Genomic DNA, 19,353 nt, shown 5'->3' on the forward strand with positions numbered 1-19,353 from the left:
TGCCTTTTTTATTGCCGCTTGATATTCGGGTATTACAACGCCCCTGAGTGCTTCACATTCAAATAGGTATTAAGCACATGCGGTAACAGCTGCTCAGGGTTACAGTCTATGGCTATCACCCCTTGCTTTTTCAGCTTAGCCATATTGGCTTTATGTGAATTTAGTAGTGCTAATGCTGCACAGTAACTGGTTGCATCTTCATACTTTTCTATAGGTTCTTCGAGCACTTCACTCACGGCACGATTGTTAATATTGATAAGTGCCACTAAGTGATGTTTTTGCAATAGCTTTATTGCAGGCATTAACTCGTCAATACTTTGCTCATCTAGGGTGGTGACTAATAACACTAAAGAGCGTTTACTGCGCTTAGCAATTAACTGGTTTACAGCTACCAAATAGTCACTGCTGCTATTATCTGGGTATAAATCATAAAAATGATTCATCACCCGAGATACATTCTGCGCGCCTTTAACATCGGGTAACCAGCGTAAGTTTTGGTTAAAGCTCTGCATACTAAACCAATCACCTTGCTTTAAAACCGTGTGAGAAAGTAGCAATAATGCATTTAAAGCATGATCAAAGTGGCTGCCTTCATTGGCTTCTACGGCCATTTTTTTTGAGGCATCAAGCATAACTATTACATGCTGGTTTTGCTCTTCTTGATACTCTCGCGAAATTAATTTTCGGCGTTTACTTGTTGCCTGCCAATCTATCTGCCTGACGCTGTCACCTTGGCGATATTCGCGTAATTGCTGGAATTCAATACCATCACCGCGCTTTTTGGTGAGTTTTAACCCCGAAATAGGCTTATTCACGATCCCGTTTAAATGCTGTTTAGAGGTAACACGGCTAAAGTCTGGGTAGACCTTTAACTGAGTAGCTTGAGTTGCCAACCAATTTGCTTGCCAAAGGCCTAGTGGCGACCCCACCCTAAGCTCAATCGCACTAATTTGTGCATCCCCCCGCTTATGGGCGCGTATCATAAAGACCAGCTTTGCCTGTTGCTTAGCGTCAATGAATAGGGTTTGCACTGGCTTTAACAATTCAATAGCGTTGCTTAAATGCACACTCACATCTAATTGCTTAGCATGTTTGGCATTATTTTTAATCAACACGTTTAAATCTTGGCGTCTGTATAAAGCCATATTTAGGTTAGTTTCTGCGCTTACTTCGAGTAAAGGCGTTGACTTAGCTGCCAAGCAATCAACAATTGCAACTAAAGCTGGCACCAATAACAAGGCGGTTAAAAGCATGCCATTTACCTGAGCAATAGCACACACAAGCATAAGCAACAGAATGAGTGCTGTTAACACAACTAAACGTTTTGCTGGCCTAAGCTTGATACGGCTCATGAGCGTGGCGCTTCAACACTGGCTAAAATAGCACTGATCACTTCGTCAAACGAAACACCTTCCAGTTCTAAATCCGCAGATAAAATTAAACGGTGCCTTAAAATATTTGGCGAGACTAGCTTCACATCATCTGGGGTAACAAAATCACGGCCATTGATCAATGCCATTACTTTTGCAGCTTTAATGATATTAATTGAGGCACGTGACCCTGCACCGTGCAGCACGCCTTGCCAAGTTCGTGAGCTACGAACTATATCAACGGCATAATTAAGAATTTGCTCGTCTACTAAAATATCCGCACAAAGCTGTTTAATTTCAGCAATACGCTTGGCATCTAATACCGCTGGAAGCTGCTCCACTTTGCTTTCATTAGAAACTATTTGTGTATTCAGTTTTAAAAGCTCAACTTCCGATTCATGAGAAGGAAAACCAAGCTCTACTTTCATCATAAAGCGGTCTAATTCGGCCTCTGGTAATGGGTAAGTCCCTTCTTGATCTAGTGGGTTTTGAGTGGCTAATACCATAAACGGGGAGTTTATTAATAACGATTCGCCATCAATAGTGATTTGTTGTTCTTGCATCACTTCAAGTAAGGCTGATTGCGTTTTTGCTGGCGCACGGTTAATTTCATCAGCAAGTAAGATATTAGTAAAGGCAGGGCCTTTTTTGATATTAAACTCACCTGACTTCATATCATATAAACTATGACCAACAACATCCGATGGCATTAAGTCTGGGGTAAATTGTACACGTGAGAAATTTACACTTAAGCTTTTAGCTAAAGCTCTAACAAGTAATGTTTTACCAAGTCCCGGAACCCCTTCAAGCAGCACATGGCCACCCGCAAAAAGAACGGTAAGCACATCTTCAACAATGGCATCTTGACCGACTAACACACGCGAAATGTTATGCTTTACTTGTTTTACTGCATCAGCGGCCTCAACTAAGCTCATGCGATTAGTGTCTAATTCCGTGCTCATAAGGCATTCCTTAACTGTTTAAATCGTTTTATATAATTTGTTCTTTGTGTTTTTGAGTCAGGTAACTTGCTAGCCAATAGCTGCGCTACCTGTTGTTTTTCAAAATGGGTTAAATTAGCAATACTCTGCGCCTGTTTTTCTGCACTTAGCATTTTAAAGTTTGGTACACGCGCTTCTACCTTGCTGTAAAAGTCTTTCTTGAGTGCGGCAAATAATACGGCTTCATGGCCGTGCTCAGAGTAAAAATTTGCGAGTGCACGAATATGCTGATTAAAACTGGTTTTAGCTTCAAAATCAGGGGCATATGCTCGGCCAATACGGCTCGTAATATGCCACACTGCAAGCACAATTAATAACACTAGAGTCACTACAAATTGCCAGCTCCAGTGCCAAAGCTTTGCAAGCCAATTAGGGTAAGTCAGGTATGGAACATAGCTAATACTCTTAGCGCCTTTACTTAACCAAAGTAATAGACTGCCATGGTCGAGGTGGCGCAAACGATAGTTAGTAAAAGGTAATAACGATGGCATCACAACTACTCTGCCTTGACCAAAGGCAAAATCACACATTAGGGTTTTGCCCTCAGAAGTATTTGTACTTACACCAGGGCAGTTTTCGATGTAAAAGGCACGGCTTAATTCGAGTTCGAGCTCAGTATTTTCATCAATAGACAACACACTGTTTTTATCTCCCTCTTTGCGCATCGCAAAATCATACTCAAAGACATCTTCTTGACTTAGCACATTGATGCCAAGCTGCCCAAAGAACACTGAATTATCGATTGCTAGCTCTTCGCGCTGCCTATTTAATACATAAATTAAACGCCCGCCATCAGCGACCCAGTCAGCAAGCTGAGTATCAAGCAGATAAGAGTCAGCAAGTACGGCTTCATCTAAAATTAAAATGCTTTTTGGATCTATCGCAAGCTCTTCACTTTGTGCTTGTTCAGCCAAGTGTTTATCTTTGATCCAACTTATTCCATTGGCCTTTAAAAGACGTTGGGCCATGGTGAAGTTATCTTTGGCAACATCTGAATGAAACCCTATTTCAACTTCTCTTTTTTCCCAATCTAATGAGGCCAGTGAGGCAACGATAAACACGGTAAACAAGACTAATAGAGCAATTAGCACAACCTTAAGCTTCATGGGCTTGCTCCTGAGTATTTGCTGTCATTGCTGTAATTTGTGCAGTTAACTCTACAAAATTGATATCAGGGGTTTTATGACCCCAAGCAACCGCGACCCATGCAGAAAATAAGCGGGCAAATATCGCTTGTCCTTGATTTGGCACCTTTGCATCAATTGCACGTTTACATTCGCGTTCAGTCATCGAGCGGTGCAGGCGCACTTGGTGATGCTGCTGAGCCCAACTCAGGGTATGATGAAGCAAATACGCTAACGCTAAGCGATGCTCACCTTGCTCAAAGCATTGCTGTGCAGCAGCTATTAAATCTGATGGTAAATCTTTACTTTTAATCTCTGCAAATAAGGTTGGGATCACTGACTCTTCAGTTACTTTTGTGCGCTCAGGTAAGCTTAAGTTGGCAAAAAAACCTCGTTTTTTAATCAAGTAATAAACGAGCCAAACCAATAATAATCCAACTAACAGCCAAACTAATACACCAAACCCATTACCTATCGCTGTAAACAGATCGATAAGCCATGACCAATCACTGTGTGATGAACTCTCTGTAGGCTCTAAATTTGGCACCCAGGTGGTTTCTGTTTCGATGACATTAGGCTCATTATAGAGTGCGGTGACTTGCTCTTTTATCGCTTGCTTATCGATTTGCTCAGCATAACTAGTTGATGGTTGCAGGGTAAACATTGTTAGCATAAATAGCCCAACAGCACTGAGTAAGCCTGCGAGGCGGGTACGAATGTTTTTAAATGCCAGCTCAATGTCCCAACCTTCAAGCTCTACACGGCGGTGTAAATAAGCAAGAAATCCACCACTAACAAATAAAGGTGCAACCAACGAAATACTAATTATGTAGATAAGGTTAAAAGCTATCTCTAGCCACTCTGGAGATTCAAAAATTTGGTACATAGCCTCTTCGGCAGAAAACGATTGGGGGATTAATGCGATAGTCAGTGCCGATATCCCCATCAACAAAATGTATTCAAAATGCACACAAAACAGCATCCATAGTGTTTGCTTAGGCTTCGTTGAGGCAAACAATACTTGCTTACGCTTGGTTTTTCGTTCACCTGAAAGTCGTTCTAGTTGCTCAACTGGCGCAAAAAATGCACGATTTGGGCTAAGCCTATATATCGTTAGATGAGCGACCATGTCGGTCATTTTTAACTGTTTCACTGACCTTAAGCTACGACTAATACTTAGCGGCTGATTAAACACCGCTTTTGACATGTAATCCAGTAATGGCCGCTCAAATAGAGGCTTGAGCCACCAGATAACAAAAGCACTTATTCCCCAATTAAACAACAGGCCAATCATTAAAAACACCGGGACAGCCATTATTAAATACATAGCTACCAATGCTACAAAGTGTTGCTTAACCAGTAATACCGCTAAATCAAAGGTTTCGTAGGCGCTGCGCTTACGAGGGTTAAAGCTTAGGTGATTAAGCTCCATAACGCATACCCTTATATAAGCGAAAAATGACATAAGCCCAACAACCGCTGCCAACTAAATATTTAACTTCATTAGCAATATCACGAGGTGACCAAAATGCTTCAATAAAAGCGGCTATCACCAACATTAAAAACGCCCCAACAATCAGTGGGAGTGCTTTTTGAGCAGCCTGTTTCATCGCATATGCACGGGTAAACTGGCCGGGATTTAAAAGCCCGTAACCAATCTGACAGCCTGCCGCTGAGGCAATGATGATAGCGGTTAACTCAAACGAGCCATGGGTGATAACAAATGAGAAAAACGGCCCTTCAAAACCAACATTAACAATATGAGCGGCAATAGCCCCAAAATAAAAGCTATTGAATAATAAGAAAAAGGCAGCGCCTACACAGAACAACACACCGCCTGCAAACATCTGAAATGCAATACCAATATTATTGTAAATGTAGACCCCGAACATCATGAGATCTTGTGATGCGCCTCGCTCAGCCGATTGTACGCTACCACTGGGGTTATACATTTGTTCGATATTAAGGACGGCGCCTTGCCCTAAAAATGTATAGACGGCATCAGGGTCAAGTGTCACCCAAATAAAAGCAATAAGAGCCAATCCCCAAAATGCCAATAAGTTAATACCAAGCATTAAACGGTTTTCATATAGGGCGCGAGGAAATGCTGTGCGTGCTACGTGCCATAATTCAGAAAATTGATTACTACGCGATAAATAAAGTCGCTTTTGCCCTAACTGCACGAGTCTATTGATTTGCTCAATCAACACGGGGCTGTATTGACGACTTTGCGCAATGGCTAAGTCATTACACACTTTTCGATACAAATTAGGAAAGTGAATAGGTAAAGTCTCTGTACTTTTTTGTTCACACAAAGTCTTAAATTCATCCCAGCGTTCACTATTCGACTTTACAAATTGAGTTTGTTTCATGGTTTACCCTCTTGCGGTGGGTAATCTGTATTATCATTGACTTGTCCAGCATAATGGCGCGCATAACTGAGCAAGTGCCACTCAATATTGTTTTCATCTGTCGCAAATGACTCTGCGAGAATACGCGCTAGTTCGTGGCGCCTAGCATCAGATAACTCGTCATGACGCTCAGCAAAAGCCAGCACTGCAAGTTGCTCTTCGGTAGTTAAACTTACTGTAGGGACATGCACTTGGCCTTTCGACAGCTCTGGTCGCGCTTCTAACTCGTCTTCATAAATAACCATAGTACCAGCAGCCCAATCACCAATTCGCTTGAAACGGTTGTTAAACAACATAACCACAAGACCCAAGAAATAGCCTATCGGTAACATATCTGCGGGGCGTAATAAGTTGCGCACCACTATTTGCGAAAAGCTCGCGGGTAAGCCATTATCTTGCACAACACGAATTTTAAGTCTTTTTTTACCGGGTGTTTGGCCATTCTCCATTTCATAAAGAATGTTGTACCCCCAAGAAATTACAAAGTAAGCAATTAAAATAAGCCCTTGCCCTGCATCGCCTAAAAATGCCAAAACGCTGCTCACAGCAATTAAAACAAGGCCTCGGATAATAAAATCAATAAGGTAAGCGTAGCTTCGGGCAACAACGCCAGCAGGAGTTATGGCGATATCAACGCCTTCGGGAAGTTTTATATATTCTCTGTTTTCCAATCCGTGGTTTAACATTAATCGACAACTAGCATTATTATTGTTTTCGTAAGCCCTTAATGATGCGGCTTTTCTGTCCCTTTTTCAATGCCTTTGTAGGAGCAAACTTTTATTCTGTCGCTTAATAAAACACTGAAATACTATTTTTTGACACAAAAAAACCGGCAACTAGCCGGTTTCTATCAGTGAGTGCCATTATTTCTCAGCACGGCCCATAAATTTATGCTCAACGGTGTTGATACGAATTCGGTCGCCTGTAGAAATATGCTCAGGAACTTGAATCGTTAAACCCGTAGTTAAACGTGCAGGCTTTGAACGCGCACTAGCAGAAGCACCTTTAATTGAAGGGTCTGTTTCTTCAACAACAAGTTCAACGCTTGATGGTAAGTCTAGACCAACCGGAGCACCATCAATTACAATTACGTGAAGACCCTGAGTTTCTTCATTAACGAATAAAATTTCTTCGCTAATCGCTTCTTTGTTTAAGTTATATGGCGTGTAATCTTCATTATCCATGAAAACATACTCTTCACCGTCAATGTAAGAGAACATTGCTTCACGGCGAGTTAAGTCAGCTAGCTTTAGCATGTCGCTGTCTTTGAATGTTTCATCCACTTTACCGCCTGTTACTACATCGTATAAACGCATGCGGTATAAGCTACCACCTGCACGACCTTGCGGTACAGAACGTTGAATATCTTTAACTACTAAAACACGGCCGTTATGCTCAATAGCGGCGCCTTTTTTAACTTCACTTGCCTTAGGCATGGGTGTATTCCTATCGTTTTTTGATGACAGGAATTTACCACGTAATAGCGTTTGTTCAATAAAAATTTATAGTTTTAAATCACATCTGTGATTTATCCTATTTTTCAGCAAATTATGGCAATAGTTGTCTCCAAACTACGAAAAAGCTGCTATGTTTATAACTACGAAAAATGACTTCAAGGATTGGATCATGAATCAACACGCAGTACACGAATATTTAATGAACAAGCCATTGGTGATGATCACACAACCATTTGGCCAAGATGTCGATGTTTATAAAGTTAATCATAAAATGTTTGCTACCCTCGCAGAGGGCAAAGAAGGTCAAACAGATGATGAAGGCAACCTTGTATGGTGGCTTAATCTAAAGTGCGACCCTGATGAGGCTCAAGCATTACGTGATATTTTCCCGTCTGTGATCCCGGGTTATCATATGAACAAACGTTTATGGAATACGGTTATTTTAGATGGCACCGTACCACAAGGAGAAATTGAACGAATGATCGATAATTCGTTTAATTTAGTGGTTGCGAATATGCCAGAAAAAGACAGAAAAGCGATTGAGCTTCATCTGTAAAAGTTTTGCACTGATCACACTCTGTGATCAGTGCAGCTTAAATGATAATGATGATCGGCATACAAAATACCACCAATTGCATAGGCGTCAGGTTGCTTTTCAATCAGCTGAAAGCCACACTTCTCAAGTACTTTTTCTGAACCGATATTACCTTCGGTAACAACCGCTTTAAATTCACGTACAGCATGTTCTGATGTGGCATAATCGAGCACCGCTTGCAAAGACTCAGTGGCATAGCCTCGACCATGAAAGTTAGGCAATAGCAAATAACCAACTTCTTGTATCTCAGGGACTGTTGATGAGGTAAATCCAGTCACGCCAACTTCTTTTCCTGTGCTGGTTTCAACAATCACTAAACACAGTGGTGAATTCGAATTTGGCTGCCAAGGCTTTAAACGTTCATTAAACTTAGCGCGTAGCTGCGCTTCTGATGGCTTATCAAAGCATTTCGCTATTACTTGGGCATCATTATGCAAAGTATAAAACAATGGCCAGTCATCGGCATTTAACAGCCGTAATGTTAATCGCTCAGTGGTGAGAGTCATGGTGATTAATCAATTAGTAAATAAACCTAGTTATAACAAACCGACATGGCGAGTTAAATACCACTTATGGCCAATATCGAAGCAAAAAGCCCCGCTCAACGTGAGCAGGGCTTTTAAATTAGCTAATTAATTAAAATACTAGCTTTTAGTTGTTTCAGTATCAGCTTCTTCTGACGCTTGCTCGTCTTCGACCACTTCTTTGGTTACTTCAACCGGATCGACAGGCGCAGCTTCTTCAACTGCCGGCTCTTCGCTTTCTGCTTGGTAAAAACGACTACCCTTTTCAGCCATTGCTTTTAACGTATCGCAAGGTGTGAAAATTGGATTGTAGTTAGCAAAAGTCGCCATTTCTGAGCTCACTTGTGCGGCACCCAGTTTATCCATATAGCTAAATGGACCGCCTAAGAATGGTGGGAAACCGATACCAAAAATAGCACCAATATCACCGTCACGCGGGCTTGCAATAATGCCATCATCTAAACAGCGCACCGCTTCGTTCAGCATTTGCGCAACACAACGTTTAGCAATTTCGCTCTTGTTTAAACGAGGTGATGGCGTAACACCCAGTAGCTCGTATACTGACTCATCCACTTTTTTATCTTTCTTGTCGTAAAGATAAAAACCACGGCCAGTCTTACGACCTAAGCGCTTAGAATCGATTAAGCGATTAAAGGCGTCAGGTGCTTTAAAGCGCTCGCCCAATTCTTTTTCAAGGATTGGCGCAATTTTAGAACCGATATCAATCCCTACTTCATCAAGAAGCGCTAAAGGCCCTACCGGGAAACCAAACTCAACCAATGCTTGGTCAATCTTTTCAATTGGCTCACCTGCTAGCAGTAAATTAGCCGCTTCATTTACATAAGGCGCTAAGATACGGTTTACATAGAAGCCAGCCATATCTTTAACCACAATTGGAGTTTTACCTTGCTTACGGGCAAAGTTAACCACGCGTGCGATAGTTTCTTCAGATGTACCAGCGTGTGGAATAATCTCAACAAGTGGCATTTTCTCAACAGGTGAGAAGTAATGCAGACCAATTACATTTTCTGGACGTGCTGCATCAGCAGCGATTTGCGCAATCGGTAATGACGAGGTATTACTTGCAAAAATCGTGTTGTCTTGGCACTCACGTTCTACATCAGCCACCATACCTTGCTTTAAAGCAAGATCTTCGAACACTGCTTCAATAACAATATCAATGTGTTTAAAGCCGCTGTAATCGGTGGTACCGGTAATGCGGTTCATGGTTTGTTGTAGTTCTGCTTTAGATAAAATACGACGCTTTTGCTTTTTATCTAAAATTTTATAGCTGTAGTTCATTGCATTGCTAATGCCCTTTTCAGCCACATCTTTAATGCGCACTGGAACACCGGCTTTTACGGCACTAACATGAGCAATACCCGCGCCCATTAGGCCGCCGCCTAATACTGCTGCTTTAGCGATTGCTGGTGCGTCATCATTGCGCCACTCTTTTTTCATTTCTGTGGTTGCAAAGAAAATACCGCGCAATGCTTTTGACTCATCGCTCATAACTAGCGTGGCAAAACCTTCAGCTTCAGTTTTGTATGCTTTTAACTGATCAAGCTCAACACTTGCACGAACCGCTTTAATAATCGCTAAAGGAGCTGGGTAGTGACCGCCTGTTTTCTTCAGCACATTTTCTTGTGCTTTTTTGAAAATAATATTACGACCAAATGGGTTTGACTCAAGTAATTGGCTTAATCGGTCTAGCTTAGGTTTAGTAACCTTAGCCTTCCCTTTGAGTGCAAACTCTTTAGCAACATCTAGTAATACACTGTGCGGGACACAATCATTTACTAAGCCTGTTTTCTTCGCTTGCTTTGCACGCACTTGTTTACCTGTAAGCATCCACTCAAGTGCTTTTTGCAAACCAACTAATTTAGGTAAACGTTGTGTACCGCCACCCCCTGGTAATAAGCCTAACTGTACTTCAGGTAAACCAAGCTTAGTGATATCGCTGTCTGAACACACGCGATAATCACAAGCTAAAGCAAACTCTAAACCACCACCTAATGCTGCACCGTGTATGGCACTAACCGTTGGGAAAGGCAGCTTTTTCATATCGAAAAATGCTTGCTGGCACATTTCGCTTAACGCTAATGCATCTTCACGGCTATTGGCGCTATCAAGCATTTTAATATCAGCACCAGCGATAAAGTTATCGCTTTTACCACTGATAAATACCATGCCTTTTACCGCTTTTTCTTGTGCGTCTTTAAGTAAGGTTTTTAAATCTTCTGCAAAACTACTTCGAAGGGTGTTCATTTTTTCACCCGGCACATCAATAGTTACAACGGCTACGCCGTCATCAGCCACTGATAAACTAAATACTGAATCTGTCATTACGCACTCTCCAATACAAAGGCTGCGCCTAAGCCACCCGCTGCACACGCAGTCGTAAGCGCTAAGCCGCCACCGCGACGATTAAGTTCATGTAAGCTTTGCGTGATCAGGCGCGCGCCTGTTGCCGCAAATGGGTGGCCGTATGCAAGAGAGCCACCTAATACATTGAACTTGTCCATGTTAATTTCGCCGATCGCTTTACTACGACCTAGCTTTTCTTGTGCAAATTTATCTGACGCAAACATCTTCATGTTGGCAAGTGTTTGCGCTGCAAATGCTTCGTGCATTTCGATTAAATCTAAATCAGCTAATGTGATACCAGCTCTATCTAAGGCAATTGGCGTTGAGTGCGCCGGACCCATTAGCATGTCTTCATGTACACCAATTGCAGAGAAAGCAAAACTGCGTACATAACCTAAAATGTTGTAACCCAATGCTTTAGCTTTGCTCTCACTCATCATTAATACCGCTGCTGCACCATCTGTTAATGGTGTAGCGTTAGCTGCGGTAACTGAGCCGTGATGACGGTCAAATACAGGCTTTAATTTGGCGTAGCCTTCAACTGTTGAGTTATGACGGATGTTATTGTCTTGCTCAATAAAGCTCTTATAAGGTGCAACATGGGCAGTCATCACTTCGTCTTTCAGTTTACCATCAGCCCACGCTTGGCTTGCAAGAGTGTGAGAACGGTGTGCTAAAGCATCTTGATCTTCGCGACTAATGTTATGCGTTTTCGCCATTTGCTCAGCTGTTTGACCCATAGATAAGCCAGTAGAGTACTCAGCGACAGCTGGCGGTACAGGCAGTAAGTCTTTAAGACGCAGTTTTGAGAAAATCTTTAATCGCTGACCAAAAGTGCGTGCTTTGTTTAAATCAACAAGGCTACCCGCTAATTTTTTGCTAACACCAATAGGTAATACAGATGATGAGTCAGCACCGCCCGCGATACCAACTTGCACTGAGCCTGCCATAATTGACTCAGCCACGTTAGCAATGGCTTGGAAACTTGTCGCACACGCACGCGATACAGAATAAGCATCAACAGATACAGGCATACCCGTACCTAATACGATTTCACGGGCAATATTTGGCGCTTCTGGCATTTGTACTACTTGACCAAATACCAGTTGGTCGATTTCAGATTTATCGAAATTTAGTCGCTCAAGCATTTCGTTGACAACTAACTTACCCATATCAAGGGCTGGTACATGGTGGAATGCTGTGGCTTGCTTTGCAAACGGCGTTCGTAGGCCGCTAACGATTGCGATACGATCGCCTTTTGCTGTTTTAAGTATATTTTGCTCAGACATTTATGCTCTCCCGCTGACAGGTCTGACCTGTTTGTTTTTCCTGATTCTAAAACAACCCGTGTACGAATGCCAATAGTAAGTTTTCAACCATAGGCTTTTTTCGACCGATTTACAAAAAAACACTGTATTTATATGGTAGGCTAAAATTTTTATAGGCTAGGATAAAATTCCTTAAAAAATAACGAACTATTTGAGGATTTTCTGTCTAACACTTGTGTTATAACTTTTGAATCCTTATAACTTGTTGATAGCGCCCCATTCACGGTAGCGTAAACACGATTGATAAGCACTGAACGTTTCACGTTTGTGCGGTATAAAAAACAATTTTTGACTCACGCTTTTAGGACAGTCTTTTTATTATGGCAGTTAACGCATTTTCACAATTAAAAACATACTTAGACACGCAAATTATCGGCCAACCCCAATTAACTCAAGCACTGTTAATCGCAATTTTGGCTGATGGCCACTTATTAGTTGAGGGCCCTCCGGGTCTTGCAAAAACCCGTGCTGTAAATGCATTAGCAAAAGGCGTTGAAGGCAGCTTCCAACGAGTTCAATTTACCCCTGACTTACTACCTGCGGATGTCACCGGTACCGATATTTATCGTCAGCAAACCAGTGAGTTCGTATTTGAAAAAGGCCCGTTATTTCATAACCTAATATTGGCTGACGAAATTAACCGTGCTCCAGCTAAAGTACAATCAGCACTTCTTGAAGCAATGGCCGAACGCCAAGTAACTGTTGGTAAAAACACCTATCCACTGTCTGACCTATTTATGGTTATGGCAACGCAGAATCCGCTTGAGCAAGAAGGCACTTACCCACTGCCAGAAGCTCAGCTTGACCGCTTTTTACTGCATTTAAGCATTGATTACCCGGGTGCTGAACACGAATTAGATATCCTACGCTTAACCCGTGGCGAGGCCATCTCTGATAAACAAGCAACGACGCAACAAATTAGTCAAAGTGAGCTTTTTGCTGCCCGTAAAGCCATTTTGGGTTTGTACTTAGCTGAACCACTAGAGAAGTACCTAGTACAATTAATTGTTGCCACCCGTGAAGCGTCTGAACTTGATGAGCAACTTGGCCGCTGGATTGAATATGGTGCAAGCCCACGTGCAACGATTGCCCTTGATAAGTGTGCGCGTGCTCATGCTTGGCTTGAAGGTCGTGATTTTGTAGCCCCTGATGATATCCAAGCTGTGCTTCACAATGTGTTGCGTCATCGTATTATATTGAGCTACGAAGCGCAGGCCGATGGCATTAGTAAAGACGATGTGATCAGCCGTATTTTAGAATTGGTGGCAGTACCATAAGCTATGTCGAGCCAATTTGATACAGCGGCGTGGTTAGCGGCAAGCCATAGTCAAGGCGTAAACTTATCACTCAAAGAGTTGATGTATTACAAAGCCAAAGCTCGCTTGCTAGAACTTGCGCCCAAAGTAAAAATCAAAAACAGTTTAGCTGGGCAATACCTTGCGCCTCATAAAGGTCGCGGTATGGAGTTTGCCGAGGTACGGCATTACCAAGCCGGTGATGACATACGCTCTATCGACTGGCGTGTTACCGCACGTACTGGCGAAACCCACACTAAGCTGTTTCAAGAAGAAAAAGAACGCCCTGTTTTCGTATTTACTGACTTTTCAAACTCAATGCTGTTCGGCTCAAAGTTATTATTAAAGTCAGTGCAAGCAGCGCACATTAGCGCATTAGTTGCATGGTCAGCATGTCAACGCGGTGATCGGATTGGTGGTCTGGTGTTTAATCAGCATAGCCATCACGAATTAAAGCCTACATCGCGCGAAAAAGCAGTGCTAAAGCTTTGTCACAATTTATGTGATATTCACAGCCAAGCACTGACTAATATAGATAAAACAACCACCAGCTTATTTAGCGAAAACCTTAAACGCCTTAATCATTTAGCAAAACCAGGAAGCTTGGTTTATATCGTCTCTGATTTCAGTGCCCTTGATGAAGCAAGCTTCAAACAGCTTGAGATGCTAAGCAGACACTGTGAGTTAATTGGCTGCCATATTAGCGACCCATTCGAGCATCAGTTACCGGCTTTTAAGCAAACTGTGACCGTGTCGGCTAATGGTCAAGAGCTGGCTTTACCGTTAATGGATAAGCAATTTCGCGAGCGTTTTGCTAAGTCTGCTGAAGAGTCGTTTTCTAATAGATTAAAACGCTTACAAAAATCTGGGCTTAGTTTAATTTCATTCAGTGCAGCCACCCCACTTGAGCTGCAATTAGTGAGAAAGTAACAATGCAAAAAAATCCGCTAGATGGCTTACATGATGTCATTGCACCAACCGAGGTTGCATGGTGGCCACTTGCTCCAATTTGGTGGCTTATCATCGCCTTAGTTGGTTCGTTATTAATTGTCGGCTTAGTGCTTTTATATAAAAACCAGCAGTTTAAAAAAGCCAAAAAACAAGCCATTAAATTAAGTAAAACAGTGGCTGATGATGACGCACAACAGCTACACATTATTTTAAAACGTTTAACTCGTCATTATTACAACAACCAGCTTGCCTCTCAGCCTTTAGCAAAGTGGTCAGAAAGCTTGTCTAAGCTTAGTGGCGACAACTTTAGTTACGATGAACTAATGCCACTTTATCAACAGCAAACGAATAATGCCGAGCTTGGGGCTAAATTACGCAGCGCCATCCACAACTTTAAACTCAAGGAGCCAATCAATGTTTGAGTTTAGTTGGCCATGGTGTTTTGTACTTTTACCACTTCCTTGGTTATTAAGCCGCTTTATGCCGCTAAAGCAGCAAGGGCAGTTACGTTTACGTATCCCAGGCTTTGCTAAGCTTGGCTTGAATAATCAAACAGTGCAGCAACATAGCCGTAAAGTTTCATTACTCGAATGGGCAGTATGGGGTTCACTGGTTGTTGCAATAGCAAACCCAACTTGGCTTGATGAGCCTATCACACTGCCTAATGAAGGCCGCGACATTATGCTTGCAGTGGATTTATCTGGCTCAATGACCGAGCAAGATATGGCCTATCAGAATCAATATGTCGATAGGCTAACCATGGTAAAAGCTGTATTAAGTGACTTTATTGAGCAGCGTCAGGGTGACCGCCTTGGTCTTATTTTATTTGGCGATACGGCATTTTTACAAACGCCACTTACACGTGATGTTAAAACTGTGAGCCAAATGCTAAGCGAAGCACAAATTGGCCTAGTTGGCCGAGCAACAGCCATCGGTGATGCATTAGGTTTATCGGTAAAACGCTTTGCCAACAAAGATGAAAGTAATCGTATTGTTGTGCTATTAACTGATGGACAAAACACCGCTGGTAACCTCGATCCAGAAGATGCGCTACTGTTAGCCCGCGAAGAAGGTATCAAAGTATATACCATTGGCGTTGGCTCAGATAACCCACGTGGTTTTAGCCTATTTAATATGGGTGGCATGAATGGTGGTAACCTTGATGAAAGCTTATTAAAGCGTATTGCAGAGCAAACCGGCGGCTTATACTTTAGAGCAAAAGATGTGGCTGGTTTACAACAAATTTATCAAGAGCTTGATAAACTTGAGCCTATTAGTAGCGATGAGCAAACGTTCCGCCCGCAAATTTCTTTGTTTTATATTCCACTGCTTATAGCGCTTGGCTTAATAAGCTTAGCAATGCTAGTCAGTTTTATCCGCCAATTTAAGCAGGAGAGCTAGTATGGATTTTGAATTTATTCGCCCTGCCCTACTTTGGTTATTAATCCCAGCATTGATTATTTTTAGTGTGTTGTTAGTGCGCAATAAAAAGAGCGCCCCAGCTGATTTAATAGCCCCCCATTTGGCACAGTTTGTAATGAGCGACAACCACAAAAAACAAAGCCAACCACTTTGGTTAGTTGCGCTGTTTACCTTATTAGCTATTGTGTTTTCTGCAGGCCCAAGCTTTGAGAAAAAACAAGTGCCAGTGTTTCAAGCAAAAAACGCTCGAGTCATTGTGATGGATATGTCGTACTCTATGTTCAGTACCGACATTGCGCCAAGCCGCTTAGTTCAAGCTCGCTTTAAAGCACTTGATATGATTGAGCTTTTCAAAGAAGGTGATACAGCATTGGTTGCTTATGCAGGCTCTGCATTTACTATTTCGCCGCTAACCAATGACGCCAGCACGTTGGCTAATCTTATCCCAAGCCTAAGCCCTGATATCATGCCAAGCAAAGGCTCAAATGTGATTGATGGTTTAGAAAAAGCAAATGAGCTACTTAAACAAGCGGGTTACCTTGAAGGCGATATTATTTTAGTAACGGATGGTGTTGACCAACTTGACCAAGAAGATATTGCTCGCTTTACAAGTGAATCGGATTATCGCTTAAATATTTATGGTGTAGGCACTGAGCAAGGTGCGCCAATCAAGCTTCCTGAAGGTGGTTTTTTGAAAGACATGCAAGGACAAATTGTTATTCCAAAATTAAATGTGAGTCGCTTAAATGCACTTGCACGTAATAGTGGTGGCAAATTTGCGCTTTATCAAACCAGTAATCAAGATATTAAAACATTCGCACCTAGTGCCAATGCTGAAGTGCTTAAAGATGAAAAACAAAGCCAAGCTTTATGGCGTGTTGATGCGGGTATTTATGGCCTGATTATTTTACTACCGTTAGCACTTTTTTTGATTCGCCGAAGCAGCCTAGTGCTTGGGGTTTTGTTTGTTATGCTACTGCCTCAGCAACAGGTTTACGCCGCTGAGTTACCAGAGGTGTTTAAAAACCAAGACCAACGCGCCCTTGATGCCTATCAGCAGAATCAATTTGAACAAGCCGCACAAGCAGAAAACGCGCAACTAAAAGGCGCAGCCCTTTATCAGCAAGGTAATTACCAAGCGGCCATGGACGCCTTTAGCGAAGATAAGTCAGCTACTGGTTTGTATAACTATGGTAATGCTCTTGCCAAGGCTGGTGAGCTAGAGCAAGCCATAGAGGCTTATAAACAAGCCCAGCAACTTAAAAATGATTTTACTGAAGCAAAAGAAAACCAAGCCCTCGTTGAACAGTTATTGCAGCAGCAAGAGCAACAACAGCAGCAACAAGATCAACAGCAAAACAATGATCAACAAAACAGCGATGGCCAGCAAGATAACCAGCAAAAGCAACAGGGAGAGAATTCCCAGCAAGGTGAAAACTCTGAGCAAAGTGAGCAGCAAGAGGGGCAACAACCCTCTGAGCAAGGTGAACAATCAGATCAAAAAGGTGAGCAAAGCGAGTCTGAAAGTGGCCAGCAAAACAAACCTGAAATGGAATCTGAAGCACAACAGTCACCACAATCAGGTGAACAAAAGCCAGAGCAGTCCCCCGAGCAACAAGATGCAAAGCCAGAGCCATCGCAAAGCGATGAACAAGCTAAACAGCAAGCAGAGCAACAAGCTATGCAGGCACAAGCAGCTGAACTGACTAATGAAGAGAAAGAAAAAGCACAACAGCTTAATCAGTTACTTCGTAAAGTCCCTGATGATCCTGCGATCTTATTAAGAAATAAAATGCAATTAGAAGCACAAAAACGAAACTATCAACGTCGTCCACGAGGAGCCGAAAAATCATGGTAATGCGATTATTATGTTGTTTATTGCTAATCGCGGCAGCGCCGCTTTGGGCTGCCACCCAACTACAGGCAAGTGTTGATAAAAACCCAGTCCTTGCAGGTGAGTTTTTCATATTAACTATTACCGCTGACGACACCATCAACAGCGAGCAACCTGATACCTCTGTACTATTAAAAGACTTTGTTGTTGGACCAACGAGCGTTAGTACCCGCACCAACATTATTAATGGTGAAATCAGTAAGCAAACGAGTTGGTCTGTAAAATTAATGACTCGCAAAGAAGGGACTTACACAATCCCAGCATTTACCGTCGCAGGTGCAACTTCGCAGCCAATTGAGTTAACGGTTAGCAAACGGAGTCAAAACTCTGAACAAAGCCAAGATGCATTTATCAAAACCAGTATTAAACCGCAAAGTTTGTATGTGCAAGAAGCTGGTGTTTATACAGTTAAGCTATACATAGACAACAATAAAGAGCTACTTGATGGCAACCTTACGACACCAGAAATGGAAAATGCCGAATTAACCGCCATCAATAAACAATCAGAAAGCTATGAGCTGATTGATGGAAAGCGTTATTTGGTGATCACTCGCGAATACCTAGTGCAACCACAAAAAAGCGGCATTAATACCATTACAGCCCCTGTCTTTAATGGCCGTATCCGTCAAAACTATCGCCAAATGGCAATTTCAGCTATGGGTGAAAATGTTGATGTAGACATAAAACCAATTCCTGATAACTACACAGGTGCTTGGCTGCCAAGTGAATTAGTCAACCTTGATGAGCAATGGCAACCAAAAGATGACACGGTAGAGGTAGGTACGCCAATTACACGTACAATCAAACTCACCGCGCTTGGTGTCACCAAAGAACAGCTGCCTGATATCGAGATGCCACAAGTACAAGGTTTTAGAAGTTACCCTGATCAAAAAGAGAATAACCACTTAGTGCGTGATGGTCGCGTTATTTCTCAGCAAACAGCGTCTTATGCGTTATTACCTCAAACACCAGGAACATACACTTTACCTGAAATAAAATTGCCTTGGTTTAATACTAAAATAAACCGTATCAGTTATGCCACGCTTCCTGCACGCACAATTACGGTGATACCAAGTACTAACCCATTAACCCCGCCACCAGCGACGCTTACACAGCCCCAAACTGACAACTCTGCCGCTGTGACAGATATACCACCGGCTGTGCAAACTGTCACTCAAGTCAGCACACCAGCTTGGCTCGTAATTGTTGCAGCTGTAGGCTATGGCCTGTGGTTAGTCACTTTGGTTCTGTATATTAAAAAACGCCCAACAGTACGTGAAGTCGCACCACAATCAGTAGCTGCTTCTTCAACATCACTTGATGAGCTTAAGAAGGTCGCTAAACAACGCAACAATGCTCTCTTCTACAGCACGTTAATGGCCTACGCTAAACAGCAAACCGGTCACACAACACGACCAATTGAGCACCTGCAAGCAACACTTAACAATCAAGCCCTCAATGAGGAAATTGCTAAATTACGCGCTAAACTCTATAGTTCAGCAGACGAGCATCCTGATTTAGCAAAGATTGTGGCTTTGCTTAGCCAAGCCACTAAGCACGTTAAGTCGACAAACCAAGAAGATGTATTAAAGAATCTATACGATTAATATTAAT

17 protein-coding genes are annotated in these 19,353 nt (G+C 42.3%); 7 read left to right on the top strand and 10 right to left on the bottom strand.

What is annotated here, in order from left to right:
* Nucleotides 1–32: 32 nt before the first annotated feature.
* The 7 genes from NH454_RS01160 to yeiP all read right to left on the bottom strand — a co-directional run bounded on the left by NH454_RS01160 (nt 33) and on the right by yeiP (nt 7,342).
* Nucleotides 33–1,352: a DUF58 domain-containing protein gene (locus NH454_RS01160; protein ID WP_235382053.1), complete on the bottom strand. Its 1,320-nt coding sequence runs from the start codon at nt 1,350–1,352 to the stop codon at nt 33–35.
* Entirely contained in the window at nt 1,349–2,332 is a 984-nt protein-coding gene (locus tag NH454_RS01165; RefSeq protein WP_235382054.1) for a MoxR family ATPase, read from the bottom strand. The genes NH454_RS01160 and NH454_RS01165 overlap by 4 nt, the downstream gene beginning before the upstream one ends.
* Nucleotides 2,329–3,477, bottom strand: coding sequence for a hypothetical protein (locus tag NH454_RS01170; protein ID WP_253038079.1), 1,149 nt, complete (start codon nt 3,475–3,477; stop codon nt 2,329–2,331). Before NH454_RS01170 ends, NH454_RS01165 begins: the two co-directional genes overlap by 4 nt.
* Complete coding sequence (locus NH454_RS01175) at nt 3,467–4,927, bottom strand: hypothetical protein (protein ID WP_253038080.1); 1,461 nt, start codon at nt 4,925–4,927, stop codon at nt 3,467–3,469. The genes NH454_RS01170 and NH454_RS01175 overlap by 11 nt, the downstream gene beginning before the upstream one ends.
* Nucleotides 4,917–5,867 (bottom strand): stage II sporulation protein M, encoded by a 951-nt coding sequence (locus tag NH454_RS01180; RefSeq protein ID WP_235382056.1) that lies wholly within the window; start codon nt 5,865–5,867, stop codon nt 4,917–4,919. Before NH454_RS01180 ends, NH454_RS01175 begins: the two co-directional genes overlap by 11 nt.
* A complete protein-coding gene (locus NH454_RS01185; RefSeq protein WP_235382057.1) occupies nt 5,864–6,592 on the bottom strand; it encodes an RDD family protein in 729 nt (242 codons plus the stop codon). The genes NH454_RS01180 and NH454_RS01185 overlap by 4 nt, the downstream gene beginning before the upstream one ends.
* A 177-nt stretch (nt 6,593–6,769) precedes the next feature.
* Nucleotides 6,770–7,342 (bottom strand): elongation factor P-like protein YeiP, encoded by a 573-nt coding sequence (yeiP, locus tag NH454_RS01190; RefSeq protein ID WP_135923919.1) that lies wholly within the window; start codon nt 7,340–7,342, stop codon nt 6,770–6,772.
* Between the two features lie 190 nt (nt 7,343–7,532).
* On the opposite strand from yeiP, the gene NH454_RS01195 reads away from it, so the two are divergent.
* On the top strand, nt 7,533–7,919 hold the full coding sequence (locus tag NH454_RS01195; protein WP_135923918.1) for an MmcQ/YjbR family DNA-binding protein: 387 nt from the start codon (nt 7,533–7,535) through the stop codon (nt 7,917–7,919).
* 14 nt (nt 7,920–7,933) lie between these two features.
* Here the strand turns inward: NH454_RS01195 and NH454_RS01200 are convergent, their stop codons facing one another.
* The 3 genes from NH454_RS01200 to fadI all read right to left on the bottom strand — a co-directional run bounded on the left by NH454_RS01200 (nt 7,934) and on the right by fadI (nt 12,138).
* Nucleotides 7,934–8,464 (bottom strand): GNAT family N-acetyltransferase, encoded by a 531-nt coding sequence (locus NH454_RS01200; protein ID WP_235382058.1) that lies wholly within the window; start codon nt 8,462–8,464, stop codon nt 7,934–7,936.
* 138 nt (nt 8,465–8,602) lie between these two features.
* Nucleotides 8,603–10,828, bottom strand: coding sequence for a fatty acid oxidation complex subunit alpha FadJ (gene fadJ, locus NH454_RS01205; protein WP_235382059.1), 2,226 nt, complete (start codon nt 10,826–10,828; stop codon nt 8,603–8,605).
* Complete coding sequence (gene fadI / locus NH454_RS01210) at nt 10,828–12,138, bottom strand: acetyl-CoA C-acyltransferase FadI (protein WP_235382060.1); 1,311 nt, start codon at nt 12,136–12,138, stop codon at nt 10,828–10,830. The genes fadJ and fadI overlap by 1 nt, the downstream gene beginning before the upstream one ends.
* Before the next feature lie 359 nt (nt 12,139–12,497).
* Between fadI and NH454_RS01215 the strand changes: the two genes are divergently transcribed.
* The 6 genes from NH454_RS01215 to NH454_RS01240 are packed head-to-tail and all read left to right on the top strand — an operon-like array spanning nt 12,498 to nt 19,346.
* Nucleotides 12,498–13,454: a MoxR family ATPase gene (locus tag NH454_RS01215; protein ID WP_135923914.1), complete on the top strand. Its 957-nt coding sequence runs from the start codon at nt 12,498–12,500 to the stop codon at nt 13,452–13,454.
* A 3-nt stretch (nt 13,455–13,457) separates the two neighbouring features.
* On the top strand, nt 13,458–14,402 hold the full coding sequence (locus tag NH454_RS01220) for a DUF58 domain-containing protein (protein ID WP_135923913.1): 945 nt from the start codon (nt 13,458–13,460) through the stop codon (nt 14,400–14,402).
* A gap of 2 nt (nt 14,403–14,404) precedes the next feature.
* The gene (locus NH454_RS01225) at nt 14,405–14,845 is read left to right on the top strand and encodes a DUF4381 domain-containing protein (protein WP_138557445.1); all 441 of its coding nucleotides are present in this window, start codon (nt 14,405–14,407) and stop codon (nt 14,843–14,845) included.
* Entirely contained in the window at nt 14,838–15,824 is a 987-nt protein-coding gene (locus tag NH454_RS01230; protein WP_135923911.1) for a VWA domain-containing protein, read from the top strand. Before NH454_RS01225 ends, NH454_RS01230 begins: the two co-directional genes overlap by 8 nt.
* 1 nt (nt 15,825) lies before the next feature.
* Nucleotides 15,826–17,703 (top strand): VWA domain-containing protein, encoded by a 1,878-nt coding sequence (locus NH454_RS01235; RefSeq protein ID WP_235382061.1) that lies wholly within the window; start codon nt 15,826–15,828, stop codon nt 17,701–17,703.
* Nucleotides 17,697–19,346: a BatD family protein gene (locus NH454_RS01240; protein ID WP_199527877.1), complete on the top strand. Its 1,650-nt coding sequence runs from the start codon at nt 17,697–17,699 to the stop codon at nt 19,344–19,346. Before NH454_RS01235 ends, NH454_RS01240 begins: the two co-directional genes overlap by 7 nt.
* Nucleotides 19,347–19,353 lie beyond the last annotated feature (7 nt).

The sequence above is a fragment of the Pseudoalteromonas sp. Ps84H-4 genome, from assembly GCF_024124645.1.
Lineage (GTDB): Bacteria > Pseudomonadota > Gammaproteobacteria > Enterobacterales > Alteromonadaceae > Pseudoalteromonas > Pseudoalteromonas lipolytica_C.

Bases quoted from the DNA above. Each gene is read 5' to 3' on its own strand.
- NH454_RS01160 (WP_235382053.1), bottom strand. From the start codon at position 1,352: ATGAGCCGTATCAAGCTTAGGCCAGCAAAACGTTTAGTTGTGTTAACA.
- NH454_RS01165 (WP_235382054.1), bottom strand. From the start codon at position 2,332: ATGAGCACGGAATTAGACACTAATCGCATGAGCTTAGTTGAGGCCGCT.
- NH454_RS01170 (WP_253038079.1), bottom strand. From the start codon at position 3,477: ATGAAGCTTAAGGTTGTGCTAATTGCTCTATTAGTCTTGTTTACCGTG.
- NH454_RS01175 (WP_253038080.1), bottom strand. From the start codon at position 4,927: ATGGAGCTTAATCACCTAAGCTTTAACCCTCGTAAGCGCAGCGCCTAC.
- NH454_RS01180 (WP_235382056.1), bottom strand. From the start codon at position 5,867: ATGAAACAAACTCAATTTGTAAAGTCGAATAGTGAACGCTGGGATGAA.
- NH454_RS01185 (WP_235382057.1), bottom strand. From the start codon at position 6,592: ATGTTAAACCACGGATTGGAAAACAGAGAATATATAAAACTTCCCGAA.
- yeiP (WP_135923919.1), bottom strand. From the start codon at position 7,342: ATGCCTAAGGCAAGTGAAGTTAAAAAAGGCGCCGCTATTGAGCATAAC.
- NH454_RS01195 (WP_135923918.1), top strand. From the start codon at position 7,533: ATGAATCAACACGCAGTACACGAATATTTAATGAACAAGCCATTGGTG.
- NH454_RS01200 (WP_235382058.1), bottom strand. From the start codon at position 8,464: ATGACTCTCACCACTGAGCGATTAACATTACGGCTGTTAAATGCCGAT.
- fadJ (WP_235382059.1), bottom strand. From the start codon at position 10,828: ATGACAGATTCAGTATTTAGTTTATCAGTGGCTGATGACGGCGTAGCC.
- fadI (WP_235382060.1), bottom strand. From the start codon at position 12,138: ATGTCTGAGCAAAATATACTTAAAACAGCAAAAGGCGATCGTATCGCA.
- NH454_RS01215 (WP_135923914.1), top strand. From the start codon at position 12,498: ATGGCAGTTAACGCATTTTCACAATTAAAAACATACTTAGACACGCAA.
- NH454_RS01220 (WP_135923913.1), top strand. From the start codon at position 13,458: ATGTCGAGCCAATTTGATACAGCGGCGTGGTTAGCGGCAAGCCATAGT.
- NH454_RS01225 (WP_138557445.1), top strand. From the start codon at position 14,405: ATGCAAAAAAATCCGCTAGATGGCTTACATGATGTCATTGCACCAACC.
- NH454_RS01230 (WP_135923911.1), top strand. From the start codon at position 14,838: ATGTTTGAGTTTAGTTGGCCATGGTGTTTTGTACTTTTACCACTTCCT.
- NH454_RS01235 (WP_235382061.1), top strand. From the start codon at position 15,826: ATGGATTTTGAATTTATTCGCCCTGCCCTACTTTGGTTATTAATCCCA.
- NH454_RS01240 (WP_199527877.1), top strand. From the start codon at position 17,697: ATGGTAATGCGATTATTATGTTGTTTATTGCTAATCGCGGCAGCGCCG.